The following is a 12,936-nucleotide window of genomic DNA, read 5'->3' on the forward strand; positions in this document are numbered from 1 at the left end:
CTCCCCCCTTGAGGGGGAGATGGCCGGCAGGCCAGAGGGGGGTGCGACGGTACGAATAGCCATCCCCAAGCCATGCTTAATTCAGTTCGGGTTTGTCAATCCTGCAGCACCCCGCCGGCGCCTTCCAGCGCCTCGCGGGTGTCGACATCGACCGCTGCCCCCTCGCCGATCTCGACGTCGACGACGTCGAGCCCTTCGGCTTCGACCAGATGGCGTGCGCCGGTATCGCCTTCGAGATGGGCGATGGCCGGGAATAGCGAGCGCGGCAGAAGCACCGGGTTGCCGCGCTTCCCAAGATGCGAGGCGCGGACCACGGAATTTGCTCCGGCCCGACGGAATGCGTCGATGAGCCGGTCGAGATCTTCGGACGCGACACCCGGCATGTCTCCGAGAACGATCATCACGCCGGCAGTGTCTTGCGGCAGATAGGCGATCCCGGCTTTCAGGGACGTGGACAGGCCATCGGCAAAATCGGGATTGTCGGCGAAGGTGACATCGAGACCCGACAATGCCGCGCGCACCCGTTCGCGCTGATGGCCGGTGACGACAATCGTGCCCGCGGCCTTCGAGGCGAGCGCGCGCTCGGTGGTGCGGCGCACCAGCGGCTTGCCGTCGAACAGCGCCAGCAGCTTGTTCGGCCCGCCCATGCGGCTCGACCGGCCTGCCGCCAGGAGCACGGTCGCGACCTTGAGCTGGTTCTTGGCCGGCACCGGTTCGCGCGGCTGCGGCCGGGTCGGGATTTCCATCAGCAACCCGCCGACTCCCATACCTGCGATGTCGCGCGCGGTGACGTCGAGGCCGGCGACCAATCGGTCAAGCACCCAGTCGAAGCCATTTTCCTTGGGGCTGCGGGCGCAGCCGGGCGCGCCGATGACGCGCTTGCCGCGGAGCGTGCCGAGCACCAGAAGATTGCCGGGATCGACCGGCATGCCCGCGCGGATCACCGTACCGCCGGCCCTTTCGATCGCCGCCGGGACGACATCGGCGAAATCGCTCATCGCGGAGGCGCCGAAGATAACCACCATGTCGTTGTCGCGCGCCAGCGCGGCCGCGGCCTCCGCCACGGGCGCGATCTCATGCGGCGTGCGGCGCTCCGCCGTCAACCGGCCACCCGAGCGCGCCAACCGCGCTTCGGTGACGCGCAGCGTCTTGTCGAGCACGCCAGGCTTGGTGCCCGGCAAGACCGTCTGGATGACGGCGACGCGCACCGGCTGGTAGACATTGACGGCAAAGATCTCGCCGCCGGCGCAGAGTTTGGTCACTGTGTCGACCAAAATGGAGGCGACGGCGAAGGGGATGATCTTGACAGTCGCGACCATCTGCCCTTTCTCGACCGGTGCGTGCTGGGCCAGCGTGGCAATGGTGATGGCGGGATCGACGGCGTTGATGGCATCGATCATCGAGGCATTGACCGTGAAGATGCCGGCCGCCCTGGCGTGGAGATTGACGCGGCCCGTGGCGGCGGACCTCGCCTCGATGCCGCTGAATGTCATGCACTCGGCAATTCTTTGCGCCGCAGCGTCCTCGCCCAGATCGTCCGGGGCCAGCACGGCCGCGACGACCTGCGAAATCCCGGCTCCCTTGAGTATGGAGATGTCTTCGGCGGTCAGCCTGTGCGCCTTGCGAAACCGCCGTTCGCCGGCGGTGGTGGCATGCGCCAGCACCGCGCCTTCGGCCGCGTCGATCGGAATTGGACCGAATTTCACGCTGCCGCACCTTTTACATCGAGGCCGCGCGAGCGGAAGGCAAGGATGGTCTGCGCCAGAATGGCGACGGCGATCTCGGCGGGGCTCGCGGCACCGATATCGAGGCCGATCGGCGCATGGATGCGGGCGATCTGGTCGGCGCTCGCGCCCAGCGCCAGCAGGCGTTCGACGCGCTTGGCATGGGTCTTGCGGCTGCCAAGCGCCCCGACATAGAAGCATTTGGCGTCGAGTGCGGCCTTGAGCGCGAAATCGTCGATCTTGGGGTCATGGGTGACGGCGGCGAGCGCCGTATAGCTGTCGAGCGGCTGGCGCGTCAGCACATCCTCGGGCCATTCCGCATGCAAGCCGACATCGGGAAAGCGGTCAGGCGTGGCAAAGGCGGTGCGCGGATCGATAATCTCCAGGGGATAGCCGGCAATCCGTGCCATCGGGGCGAGCGCCTGGCTGATGTGGACGGCGCCAATGACCAGCAGGCGCGGCTGCGGCAGATGCGCGTTGAGAAAGAATGTCCGCCCCTCCGCCTCGACGGAACCGGAATTGCCCGATCGAAACGCCTTGGCGATCGCCGTTCCGAGATCGCCGGCGACGTGGTCGCCCTCTCGCACGATACGATCGCGGCCGTCACCAAGATCGGTGACGAGGATCGCCGCACGGCGGGCGCGGCGCTCGGCATTCAAGGTTTTTAGAGTATATGGATCCATCTGAGATCAGCCTAACCGCTCGACATACACCTTGATGCGGCCGCCACAGGACAGGCCGACCTGCCAGGCGGCCTCGTCGGCAACGCCGAATTCCAGCATCCTGGCCTTGCCGGAGCCGATGACGTCGATCGCCTCGGTCACCACGGCGCCCTCGACGCAGCCACCCGAAACCGAACCGTGGAAATTACCTTCGGCATCGATGACAAGGTGGCTGCCGACCGGGCGCGGCGCCGAACCCCAGGTCTCGACCACCGTCGCGATAGCGACATCCTTGCCGTCCTTCATCCAACCTTCGGCGATGATCAGCGGATCGCGGGCTTCATCGAGATAAAGACTGTCACTCATAGTTGCTTCTCACAGGGTCTGTTTTTCCAGGGAACAGGGAAAACATATGGTTGTGCGGCATGCCTCTCGCCAGCATCCATCCATCGCCGCGGATCGACCGACAGCGCCGATTTCTTGTCCAGCGAGGCGCAGAGGTCGGCGAGCGCGTCGAGATTGTGCACCGAACGGAATTCGTCGACATGCGGCAGCATCGCCTTGACGCCGCGGGCGCGCGCCTGAAAACCGTCAAAGCGCAGCAACGGGTTCAGCCAGATCAGCCGCCGGCAGGATTTGTGCAGGCGCTCCATCTCCTCCGAAAGCCCGGCGACATCGTCGCGCTCCAGCCCGTCGGTGATCAAAAGCACCACCGCGCCCTGCCCCAGCACGCGCCGCGACCAAATCAGGTTGAACTCGGCCAGCGTATCGCCGATGCGCGTGCCGCCCGACCAGTCCTTGACCGCCGCCGAACAGTCGGCAAGTGCCGCATCGGGATCGCGGTGGCGCATCTGCCTGGTCAGATTGGTCAGCCGCGTGCCGAAAACGAAAGTGTGCACGCGCCGGCGCTTTTCGGTCAACGCATGCAGGAAATGCAGGAAGATGCGGGTGTACTGGCTCATCGAGCCCGATATGTCGGCCAGCACCACCAGCGGCGGATGGACTTCACGGGCCGAGCGGAATTTCGGCAGGATCAGTTCGCCGCCGGTGCGCGCGGCCGAACGCATCATGGCGCGCGGGTCGATACGGCGGCCATACGCATCGGCCTTGAAGCGCCTGATACGCACCATGTCGACGGGCAGACGCAGCCCGGCGATCGCCTTCCTGGCGTCGGCGATCTCGGCGGCGTTCATCTGGGCGAAATCCTTGCCCCGCAAGACCTCGTTGCCGGAAAAAGTGAAGCGGGCATCGACCTCAATCTCGGGGATTTCCCGCGGCGGCTGGTTCTTCTGGTGGCCTTCGAACATCGCCTGGCTGACGCGGTTCTCGGCCGCGCGCGGCTTCTGCTTCTCCCTGGCGTCGGGCGCCACCGGCGAAAACATCGCCAGCATCTTCTCGATCAACTCGCGCGATTTCCAGAACAGCCGGAAAGCTTCGTCGAAGATGGCGTGATCCTCGTGCCGCGAGACCAGCACGGCGTGCAGCGTCCAGTAGAAATCATCGCGCGAACCGATGCCGGCGACGAGCACCGCCTCGATGGCATCCTTGACCGAGGCTGGCCCGACGCGCATGCCGGCCTTGCGCAAGGTGCGGGCGAAATAGACGATGTTGTCGGCGATCCGGCCATCCGCTGTCGCCTCTTTCGGTTCGGGGCGCGGCATCGCCTACTCCGCCGCCGAAAGCTCGGCCTTCACCTCGTTGAGGATGCGCCGGCCTTCACCCTGTTCGATGCGGGCAATGTCGTCCTGGTATTTCAACAGCACGCCGATCGTGTCGGATACCGTCTCCGGATCGAGCGCGACCTTGTCGAGTTCGGTCAGCGCACCGGCCCAGTCGATGGTTTCGGCGACGCCAGGCACCTTGAACAGCTCGATCTGGCGCAGTTTCTGGATGAAGGAGACCACCTCGGCCGAGAGCCGCTGGTTGGCCTGCGGCACCTTGCGGTGCACGATCTCAAGCTCACGCTCGGCGTTGGGATAATCGACCCAGTGATAGAGGCAGCGCCGCTTCAGCGCGTCGTGGATCTCGCGGGTGCGGTTGGTGGTGATGATCACGATCGGCGGCTCTTCCGCCTTGATGGTGCCGAGCTCGGGCACCGTCACCTGGAAGTCGGAGAGGATTTCGAGCAGGAAGGCCTCGAAGGCTTCGTCGGTGCGGTCGAGCTCGTCGATCAGGAAGACCGGGGCCGCACCCGCCTTGCCGGTCAGCGCGTCGAGCACCGGGCGGCGGATCAGGTATTTTTCCGAGAACACGTTGCGTTCCATGGCGGAGCGCTCGACCTTCCCGGCCGCCTCCTCCATGCGGATCTCGATCATCTGAGCGGCGTAATTCCACTCGTAGACCGCCGAGGAGACATCGAGCCCCTCGTAGCACTGCAGGCGGATCAGCCGGCGGCCAAGCGCCTGTGCCAACACCTTGGCGATCTCGGTCTTGCCGACGCCGGCCTCGCCCTCGAGGAACAATGGCCGGTTCATGCGCAGCGACAGGAAAAGCACGGTCGCCAGCGACCGGTCCGCTACATAGTCCGCGCCAGTCAGAAGATCGAGCGTTTCGTCGATCGTCCGCGGCACGGCTCGCGGTTTCAGCTCGTTCATTCTTTCTCCGTGAACGCCGCTGCTCCGCTGTCCAGAACATGGTAGCCGCGGGCGTGGTAGATCAGCGGCCGCAAATTATCGCCCATGCGCAGACCTGTCACCTTGCCAAAAAGCACACGATGGGTGGCCAGGTCCTTGGTGTCGATCAGCTCACAGTCGAAAACGGCGAGCGCGCCTTTCAAGGTCGGCGCTCCGGTGGAAATCACATCCCATTCGCCGAGCGCGAAACGCTCCTCGACCGGCAGGCCGGTGATGCCTGAAAACCCGACCGACAGCGGCTCCTGGTGCGAAGCCAACGTGTTCAGGGCAAACTGGCCGTTCTTCACGAACGGCTCATTCTTGGGATTCTCACGGTTGAGGCAGACCAGAATGGTCGGCGGCGTGTCCGATACCGAGCAGGCCGCGATCACCGTCGCGCCGCGTTTGCCGGCTGGCCCGTCGGTGGTAACCACATGGACGTGACCGGCAAAATGGCTCATCGCGTCGCGATAGGCCTGAGGTCCAATGTCATTCTTCTTCAGCACCAGAATTTTCCACAGCCAGAAACCTCACCGCTATATATGGCTAGACATGACATGCCACAAGCGAAGTGCTTGGCCCATCTCGCCAAATTCGCGTGTTGCACCGAGGCCGGGCAGCCTTTAGGTCTTGGCGGGAACTGGTGCCTGCGCGATGTCGCGGGCTTGGAGGAACACTTCGGCAGGATGCGATCCCGGGCAACGATATCGGCCGCGCTGGCCTGGCTGCTGCTGGCCGGCGCCGCCAACGCCCAGACGCTCACGATCGGCGTTGCCGCACCCTTGTCGGGACCATCGGCCATTCTCGGCAAGCAGGTCGAGGCCGGTGCCGGGCTCGCGGCGGAAGCAAACGGTGTCGAACTCAAGACCGTGGATGACGCCTGTACCGCCGATGGCGGCGCGGCCGCGGCCAGGGACTTCGTGGCGGCCAAGGTCAATATCGTCGTCGGCTTCCTCTGCACCGACGCGATCGAGGCGGCGATGCCGATCCTGAAGGACGCCAACATTCCCGTGATCACCGTTGGCGTGCGAACCGAAAGCCTGACCGACCGCCGCGCCAAGACCGGTTGGCCGGTCTATCGCCTGGGGCCGCGCGGCGACGATGAGCGCAACGCCGTTGCCTCCAGCCTCACCCGCCTGTGGCAAAACGAGCTGTTCGCCATTATCGACGACGGCACCATCTATGGCCGCGAAATGGCCGAGACGTTTCGCGCCGCGGCGGAGCAAGCGGCGCTGAAACCCGTCTTCGTCGACACGTTCCGGCCGCAGCTCGACAACCAGATCGGCCTGATCGGCCGGCTGAAGAAGGCCGGCGCCACGCACGTCTTTGCCGGCGGCGATGGCGACGACATCGCCATCATGGGCCGCGATGCCGCACAGCTCCAGGCGGGCATCGTCTTTGCCGGCGGTGAAAACCTGCGCACGCCGCCCGGCGAGGTACCCTATGCGATGGGCACGCTGATGATCGCGCCGCCCGAATGGGCCGATGTCGCCGATCCCAAGGTGCTGGAAAGCTTCGCCGCGCAAAAGATCGTGCCGGACGGCTACACGCTGCCGGCCTATGCGGCGATCGAAATCGCCAAGGCGGCATCGGCATTATCCTCGGGCACGCCGCTGACCGAGGTGCTGACCGGGCATGATTTTACCACGGCGATCGGGCCGATCCGCTTCGACGCCAAGGGCGACCTCAGTCAGAGCCCCTATCGCGTGTTCCGCTTCGACGGCACGCGCTTCGTGCCCCTGGAAGGCAACTGATGTTGGAAAGCAACTGATGTTCCGGACCGGCCCGCGCAACCTGATCACCGATGTCGCCGGCCTGCGCGTCGGCAATGCGACCGACGCCCTGTTGAAGTCCGGGGTGACGACCGTCCTTTGCGACGAGCCGGCGATCGCCGGCGTGCAAATCCTGGGCGGCGCGCCGGGTACTCGCGAGACGGACTTGCTCGAACCGCACAATTCGGTCGAGGCGGTGCATGCAGTGGTGCTGTCGGGCGGTTCGGCTTTCGGCCTCGACGCGGCGTCCGGCGTGCAGGCGGCATTGCGCGAGCGCGGTATCGGCTTCGAGGTCGGCGGCTTTCGCGTGCCGATCGTGCCTGCTGCGATCCTGTTCGACCTGCGCAATGGCGGCGCCAAGGACTGGGGCCGCTATCCACCCTACCGCGACCTCGGCTATGAGGCAGCGCAAACCGCGGCAATGGATTTCCAGCTCGGTACGGCCGGCGCCGGCACCGGCGCGCTGACCGCGGGGCTGAAGGGCGGCCTGGGTTCGGCCTCGACGCTGTTGGACAATGGCGTCACCATCGGTGCGCTGGCTGCCGTCAACCCGACCGGCTCGGTGACCGTTGGCCGCACGCGCTATTTCTGGGCGGCACCTTTCGAAATCGACGACGAATTCGGCGGGCTCGGCTATCCCTCGCCAATGCCGGACGATGCAAAGAGGATTTTGCTGAAATACCGCGACCAGCATGCCGGGAGGCAGATGGAGACCGGCGGCAACACGACCATCGCCGTCATCGCCACCGATGCGGTCCTGACCAAGGCTGCTGCAAAGCGCCTGGCGATATCGGCGCATGACGGCTTCGTGCGCGCCATCTGGCCGACGCACACGCCAGCCGATGGCGACCTGGTGTTCGCGCTGGCGACCGGCAAGAGCGGTATCCGGCTCGAAGCCGACGCGGCAGTCGACCTCTATGCCGCTGCCGGCGCCACCATGGCGCGCGCCATCAGCCGCGGCGTATTCGCCGCGACGCCTGCCGAAAACGATCTTTTCCCGGTCTGGTCGTCGCGCCCGGGCTGAACCGGTCGATCACACACGATCGGATCTTTCTTCCTCGAAGGTCACCGCGACATCGGAATTCGCCGACAGCCAAACCTTCTTGCCGTCGACTTCGGCAACCAAGGCCAGAGGGACGTAATGGTGATGGCCCTTGTGAGCACCCTCGCCGCTGTCGGCCTTGGTCAGCTTGATGCGCTGGCCGTCGACCTTGTCGACGGTGCCGATATGTACGCCATCGGCGCCAACGACTTCCATATGCTCACGAATTTTGCTGGTGTCGGTCATGGTGGTTCTCCATTGGGATTGCCGACAATAACAAACGACCGACCGATTGGATGCATCGGCTTTCAGGCAGCACGACGTTTTGATTCCATCATGCTAGGGACTAGACGATCACGAACACCGGGGGTGAAAGACGATGCGGATCCTTTTGCTGTTTGTCGTTTGCCTGTTAGCACAGGTCACGACGCCGATCCTGACCCGTGCCGGCGATGTCGCCGAGCTCGAAGTCCTGGGATTCACCAAGGACGGCGGCGTGTTCGCTTTCGAGGAATATGGCGTCCAGGATGGGTCCGGGTTCCCCTACGCCAACCGCTATTACATCGACACCAATGACGACAGCTTTCTCAAGGGAACGCCGATCCGTGTGCGGCTTGACGACGAGACCGCCACGATCGAGGCGGCGCGCCTTCAGGCCCGGCAGAAAGGCGAGGCCATTATCAGCCAGGCCGAGTTGAGCGCCAACCGCGGCATCACCGCCGGTTTCAATCCGGTGACCGAACTTTCGGCCGATCCGCACCGCATGGTGGTCAACCCACGCCCGATCTTCTCACCGGTCGACCAGCCGCTCGAATTCCGGCTGGACGAGCTGGGCATGAACAACACCGAAGGCTGCGAGAGCCAGGGCGAGATCAACGGCTTTCGGTTGCTGCGGGTCGAGGCGCGAGACGGCGGCACCACCAAGCTGCTGCACGAGGACAAGTCGATTCCCAAAAGCCGCGGCTGCCCGAACGGCTACAGCATCGGTGCGGTCCAGACGTTCTCGATGGACAGCCTCAGCGCCTATGCGGTGGTGATCGCGGTGCGCCAATACGGTTTCGAGGGGCCGGACTATCGCTGGATTGCCGTGACGGGCCGCCTGTGACACCGCACGCCGCCAGCCCCGGCCCGAACTATTTCCGCCGCGCCTTGCCGGGGTGGCGGACGGCGTTTCTCGGCGCCTTGGTGTGGGCCGTGGTGATGGGCGGCAGCGCGCTTCTCAATCTGCTGCTGGACGATTGGGAGACGCCGGAGAAGATACGAACCGTGTCGCTGCTCTTTGCGATGGGTGGAACCCTCGCTTTTCCGTTTGGCCTGTTTGCGGCGCAGTTGCTGTCTCTCGGAAGGCGCCGGGAAGTTGCGTTCGCGGCAGCGTTCGTTTGCCTCGCCGCCGCGACGATCGGCTTGACCGGCGGGCTCTATGCCCTGCAATACCGCTCCTACTATGCCGAGTGGCATGCGCCCGCCCTCACCCACACCTGGGCTCTCGAGCTCATCTTCACGACCTTGATCGCGTTCTACCAGTTCGTGGTGCTGGGCATCCGGCTTTACTTCCCGCTCGGTTTCATCACCTTGTTCGCCGCGAGCGTCTGGTTTGCGCGGCGGCGGCGTTGAGCATTTTGTCCGCCTCTGTTAGGACGCGGGCAAACCTCTCTATATGTCAGGACTGACCGATGATCCCACGCTATTCCCGGCCGGAAATGGTCGCCATCTGGTCGCCCGAAACCCGGTTCCGCATCTGGTTCGAAATCGAGGCCCATGCCTGCGACGCGCTGGCCGAACTCGGCGTCATTCCGAAAGAGGCCGCGAAAACCATCTGGGAAAGAGGCGGTGCCGCGAAATTCGACGTCGAGAAGATCGACGAGATCGAGCGCGTCACCAAGCATGACGTCATCGCGTTCCTGACCCATCTCGCCGAATTCGTCGGGCCGGACGCCCGCTTCATCCACCAGGGCATGACGTCTTCGGATGTTCTCGACACCTGTTTTGCCGTGCAGTTGACCCGCGCCAGCGACATCCTGCTCGCCGATATCGACGGGCTGCTCGCGGCGCTCAAGCGCCGTGCCTTCGAGCATAAGGACACCGTCACCATCGGCCGCAGCCACGGCATCCATGCCGAGCCGACGACCTTCGGCATCAAGCTGGCGCAGGCCTATGCCGAATTCTCGCGCTGCCGCGAGCGGCTGGTGCATGCGCGGGAGGATATCGCCACCTGCGCCATTTCGGGTGCGGTCGGCACCTTCGCCAACATCGAACCCTATGTCGAGGAGCATGTGGCGGCAAAACTCGGCCTGAAGCCGGAGCCGGTGTCGACGCAGGTGATCCCGCGTGACCGCCACGCCATGTTCTTCGCCACGCTCGGCGTCATCGCCTCGTCGATCGAGCGGCTGGCGATCGAGGTGCGGCATCTGCAGCGTACCGAAGTGCTGGAAGCGGAAGAGTTTTTCTCGCCCGGCCAGAAAGGCTCGTCGGCCATGCCGCACAAGCGCAACCCGGTGCTGACGGAAAACCTTACCGGCCTCGCCCGCATGGTGCGCTCCATGGCATTGCCGGCGATGGAGAATGTGGCGCTCTGGCACGAGCGCGACATCTCGCATTCCTCGGTCGAGCGGATGATCGGTCCGGATGCCACGGTGACGCTCGACTTCGCGCTGTCGCGGCTGACCAGCGTCGTCGACAAGCTGGTCGTCTATCCCGAGAACATGTTGAAGAACATGAACAAGTTCCGCGGTCTTGTGCATTCCCAGCGCGTCATGCTGGCGTTGACGCAGGCCGGCCTGTCACGCGAGGATTCCTACCGGCTGGTGCAGCGCAACGCCATGAAAGTGTGGGAACAAGGCGCTGATTTTCTTGAAGAACTTTTGTCCGACAAGGAAGTGACCGCAGCGCTGCCGGAGGCGGAAATCCGCGAGAAATTCGACCTGGGCTACCACACCAAGCATGTCGACACGATTTTCAGGCGGGTGTTCGGCGAGGCTTGAGCTTTCCTTCTCCCCGTTTACGGGGAGAAGGTGCCCGAAGGGCGGATGAGGGCGGCGGGGACTTCGGCGGCTAAAGCTACCCATCGCTTTGTGCAGAAACGATAACCTCCCAACCTCGGCGGCGCCCCTCATTGCCCTGCCGGGCATTTCTCCCCGTATAGTGACGGGGAGAAAGAAGCTGTTCCGACGTCAAATCAAGCCTTGCCACGCACGGTCCTGATCACCGTGCCCCAGGGGTCCTCGCGGGTCGTTTCACCAGACACATTGTCCGAACGCATCTCGACCCAGGCGAGACCCGATCGTGACCGGTCGCGGCGGCCCGCACCGGAGCTCTGCCAGGCATTGGCGCCGATGTGGTGGTGGTAGCCGCCGGACGCCAGAAACACTGCCTGGCCACCATATCTGGCCATCGTGTCGAAGCCGAGTTCCTGGTTCCACCAGGCTTCAGCTTCTTCCGGCCTGCCGACGCGCAGGTGAACGTGGCCGACAATGCTGTTTTCCGGCGCACCTTGCCAGCCGGCATCGCCGGCCGGCACTTCGGCAACGACGGAGGGAATGTTCAGGCGCTCGGTCGCCATGGCGATCTTGTCGCCGTTCCATTTCCAGTCCTGCGGACGGCGGTCGGCATAGATCTCGATGCCGTTGCCTTCGGGATCGGTCAGGTACAGCGCTTCGCTGACCAGATGGTCGGAAGCACCTTCGATGGCGATCTTGTCCGATATGGCATGGTTGATCCAGCGGCCGAGATCGGCGCGGCTGGGCAGCAGGAAAGCCGTATGGAACAGGCCGGCGCTGCGCGGATCGTCCGGCTTGGCGGAAGCATCCGCTTCGAGGACCAGCAACGGACGGCTGCCGGCGCCGAGCGTGATCGCGCCATCGGCACGGCTCAACTCCTGCAGGCCGACGACCCTGCGGTAATAGGTTGCGAGGCCTTCGGCATCGCGCGCCTTCAGCCCGACGCGGGCTACGCTCACCGGCGTGGTGGCAGCAAATGGCAGTTCGCTCATCATTGTCTCCGTTGCGGCCACGCTCCACGGAACTCCAAAAGCCAAGAGCCCTGCGCCGCCGATCATCCTACGTCGTGTCAGCGCCAAAATCCCGGTCCTTCACGGCTGTTTCTTTCCCAATGACAAATCGTCGATAGAGATCGTTCACACAAGACAGCGAAAAGCGAACATCGTGTTCACCATTACGAGGGGCGCCCATCAGCGGTTGCATGAGACAAGCGCTCTCGCTATCTCAGCGCCATGAAAGTCAAAGACGCAGATATTCTGATCGTTCCGGGCTACACCAATTCCGGACCCGAGCATTGGCAGACCCGCTGGCAATCGAAATTGTCGACGGCGCGGCGGGTCGAGCAGGCGGAATGGTCTAAGCCGGTGCGCGAGGACTGGACGGCGAGCGTGGCCAAAGCGGTCAACGAGGCTGAGAGGCCGGTTGTCATCGTCGCCCATTCGCTGGGGGTCGCCGCGGCGGTGCAAGCCATTCCGCGGTTCCAGAAGCGGGTCGCCGGGGCCTTTTTCGTGGCGCCGCCCGATGTCGCCAATCCAAAGATCAAGCCAAGGCACCTGATGACCTTCGGTCCCTACCCGCGCGAACCGCTGCCTTTTCCTTCGATCGTGATCGCCAGCCGCAACGACCCGTTCTGCGCCTTCGATGTCGCCGAGGACATTGCCGGCGCCTGGGGCTCGCTGTTCATCGATGCCGGCGAGACCGGGCATCTCAGCGAGGATTCGGGCTTCGGCCCTTGGCCCGAAGGTTCCATGACCTTCGCCAAGTTCCTGACGGACCTGTAATATATACGTTCAAGGCCTGAACACGAAGCTGCTCGGCAGGCCATCGCGCAAGGATGCTTCACTCGAATTGTTGAGAGGCCGCACTCGTTGTTCTGAATGGGAATTGTTTGCGTGCTTTCGCGCCATTGCCGGAGGGCGTGGTGCTGGCCAGCGGTTCCACCGCACTCGGTGCCGCCGCCGCCATACTGGGTTCGATCCTCGCGGCGTTACCACTCATGATCTTCAACAACTGGTGGGTCCGGGTGGTCGGCGCCTTGTTCAACAGGTTCAGGCGCGGCGCACCTATCGCAGCGGGGCCAGCGGCAGCCAAGGCCTGACCACGCGACGCTTGCGGCAGCCGGGTCGGG

The 12,936-nt window shown here is 64.4% G+C and carries 15 protein-coding genes; 7 read left to right on the top strand and 8 right to left on the bottom strand.

The window, feature by feature from the left end:
• Nucleotides 1–95: 95 nt before the first annotated feature.
• Genes AC0NIH_RS23225 through AC0NIH_RS23250 form a run of 6 tightly spaced genes read right to left on the bottom strand, consistent with a single transcriptional unit; the run spans nucleotide 96 to nucleotide 5,504 of the window.
• A complete protein-coding gene (locus AC0NIH_RS23225; protein WP_473465879.1) occupies nucleotides 96–1,706 on the bottom strand; it encodes an NTP transferase domain-containing protein in 1,611 nt (536 codons plus the stop codon).
• Complete coding sequence (locus AC0NIH_RS23230; protein ID WP_473465882.1) at nucleotides 1,703–2,407, bottom strand: XdhC family protein; 705 nt, start codon at nucleotides 2,405–2,407, stop codon at nucleotides 1,703–1,705. Before AC0NIH_RS23230 ends, AC0NIH_RS23225 begins: the two co-directional genes overlap by 4 nt.
• A 6-nt stretch (nucleotides 2,408–2,413) precedes the next feature.
• Complete coding sequence (locus AC0NIH_RS23235) at nucleotides 2,414–2,752, bottom strand: XdhC family protein (protein ID WP_023764193.1); 339 nt, start codon at nucleotides 2,750–2,752, stop codon at nucleotides 2,414–2,416.
• Nucleotides 2,749–4,047, bottom strand: a complete 1,299-nt coding sequence (locus AC0NIH_RS23240) for a vWA domain-containing protein (protein ID WP_473465885.1) — start codon at nucleotides 4,045–4,047, stop codon at nucleotides 2,749–2,751. Before AC0NIH_RS23240 ends, AC0NIH_RS23235 begins: the two co-directional genes overlap by 4 nt.
• A 3-nt stretch (nucleotides 4,048–4,050) precedes the next feature.
• Nucleotides 4,051–4,980, bottom strand: a complete 930-nt coding sequence (locus tag AC0NIH_RS23245) for an AAA family ATPase (protein ID WP_023764191.1) — start codon at nucleotides 4,978–4,980, stop codon at nucleotides 4,051–4,053.
• A complete protein-coding gene (locus AC0NIH_RS23250; protein ID WP_473465889.1) occupies nucleotides 4,977–5,504 on the bottom strand; it encodes a flavin reductase in 528 nt (175 codons plus the stop codon). Before AC0NIH_RS23250 ends, AC0NIH_RS23245 begins: the two co-directional genes overlap by 4 nt.
• A 180-nt stretch (nucleotides 5,505–5,684) precedes the next feature.
• Between AC0NIH_RS23250 and AC0NIH_RS23255 the strand changes: the two genes are divergently transcribed.
• Both AC0NIH_RS23255 and AC0NIH_RS23260 read left to right on the top strand, forming a co-directional pair.
• Nucleotides 5,685–6,752 (top strand): branched-chain amino acid ABC transporter substrate-binding protein, encoded by a 1,068-nt coding sequence (locus AC0NIH_RS23255; RefSeq protein ID WP_473465892.1) that lies wholly within the window; start codon nucleotides 5,685–5,687, stop codon nucleotides 6,750–6,752.
• Between the two features lie 16 nt (nucleotides 6,753–6,768).
• Nucleotides 6,769–7,794, top strand: a complete 1,026-nt coding sequence (locus AC0NIH_RS23260) for a P1 family peptidase (protein ID WP_473465895.1) — start codon at nucleotides 6,769–6,771, stop codon at nucleotides 7,792–7,794.
• A gap of 9 nt (nucleotides 7,795–7,803) precedes the next feature.
• On the opposite strand, the gene AC0NIH_RS23265 is transcribed toward AC0NIH_RS23260, so the two are convergent.
• Complete coding sequence (locus tag AC0NIH_RS23265) at nucleotides 7,804–8,058, bottom strand: DUF2171 domain-containing protein (RefSeq protein WP_013895855.1); 255 nt, start codon at nucleotides 8,056–8,058, stop codon at nucleotides 7,804–7,806.
• Nucleotides 8,059–8,191: 133 nt separating this feature from the next.
• Here AC0NIH_RS23265 and AC0NIH_RS23270 point away from each other — a divergent pair, with 133 nt between their 5' ends.
• Genes AC0NIH_RS23270 through purB form a run of 3 tightly spaced genes read left to right on the top strand, consistent with a single transcriptional unit; the run spans nucleotide 8,192 to nucleotide 10,793 of the window.
• A complete protein-coding gene (locus tag AC0NIH_RS23270; RefSeq protein WP_473465898.1) occupies nucleotides 8,192–8,917 on the top strand; it encodes a DUF2259 domain-containing protein in 726 nt (241 codons plus the stop codon).
• Entirely contained in the window at nucleotides 8,914–9,426 is a 513-nt protein-coding gene (locus AC0NIH_RS23275) for a hypothetical protein (protein WP_473465901.1), read from the top strand. Before AC0NIH_RS23270 ends, AC0NIH_RS23275 begins: the two co-directional genes overlap by 4 nt.
• A 59-nt stretch (nucleotides 9,427–9,485) precedes the next feature.
• A complete protein-coding gene (gene purB, locus AC0NIH_RS23280) occupies nucleotides 9,486–10,793 on the top strand; it encodes an adenylosuccinate lyase (RefSeq protein ID WP_023764185.1) in 1,308 nt (435 codons plus the stop codon).
• Between the two features lie 194 nt (nucleotides 10,794–10,987).
• Here the strand turns inward: purB and AC0NIH_RS23285 are convergent, their stop codons facing one another.
• On the bottom strand, nucleotides 10,988–11,800 hold the full coding sequence (locus AC0NIH_RS23285) for a VOC family protein (protein ID WP_473465904.1): 813 nt from the start codon (nucleotides 11,798–11,800) through the stop codon (nucleotides 10,988–10,990).
• Nucleotides 11,801–12,040: 240 nt separating this feature from the next.
• Here AC0NIH_RS23285 and AC0NIH_RS23290 point away from each other — a divergent pair, with 240 nt between their 5' ends.
• Nucleotides 12,041–12,589 (top strand): RBBP9/YdeN family alpha/beta hydrolase, encoded by a 549-nt coding sequence (locus AC0NIH_RS23290; RefSeq protein WP_352711770.1) that lies wholly within the window; start codon nucleotides 12,041–12,043, stop codon nucleotides 12,587–12,589.
• A 107-nt stretch (nucleotides 12,590–12,696) separates the two neighbouring features.
• Nucleotides 12,697–12,906: a hypothetical protein gene (locus AC0NIH_RS23295; RefSeq protein WP_031249726.1), complete on the top strand. Its 210-nt coding sequence runs from the start codon at nucleotides 12,697–12,699 to the stop codon at nucleotides 12,904–12,906.
• Nucleotides 12,907–12,936 lie beyond the last annotated feature (30 nt).

The organism is Mesorhizobium sp. WSM1386, assembly GCF_055901595.1.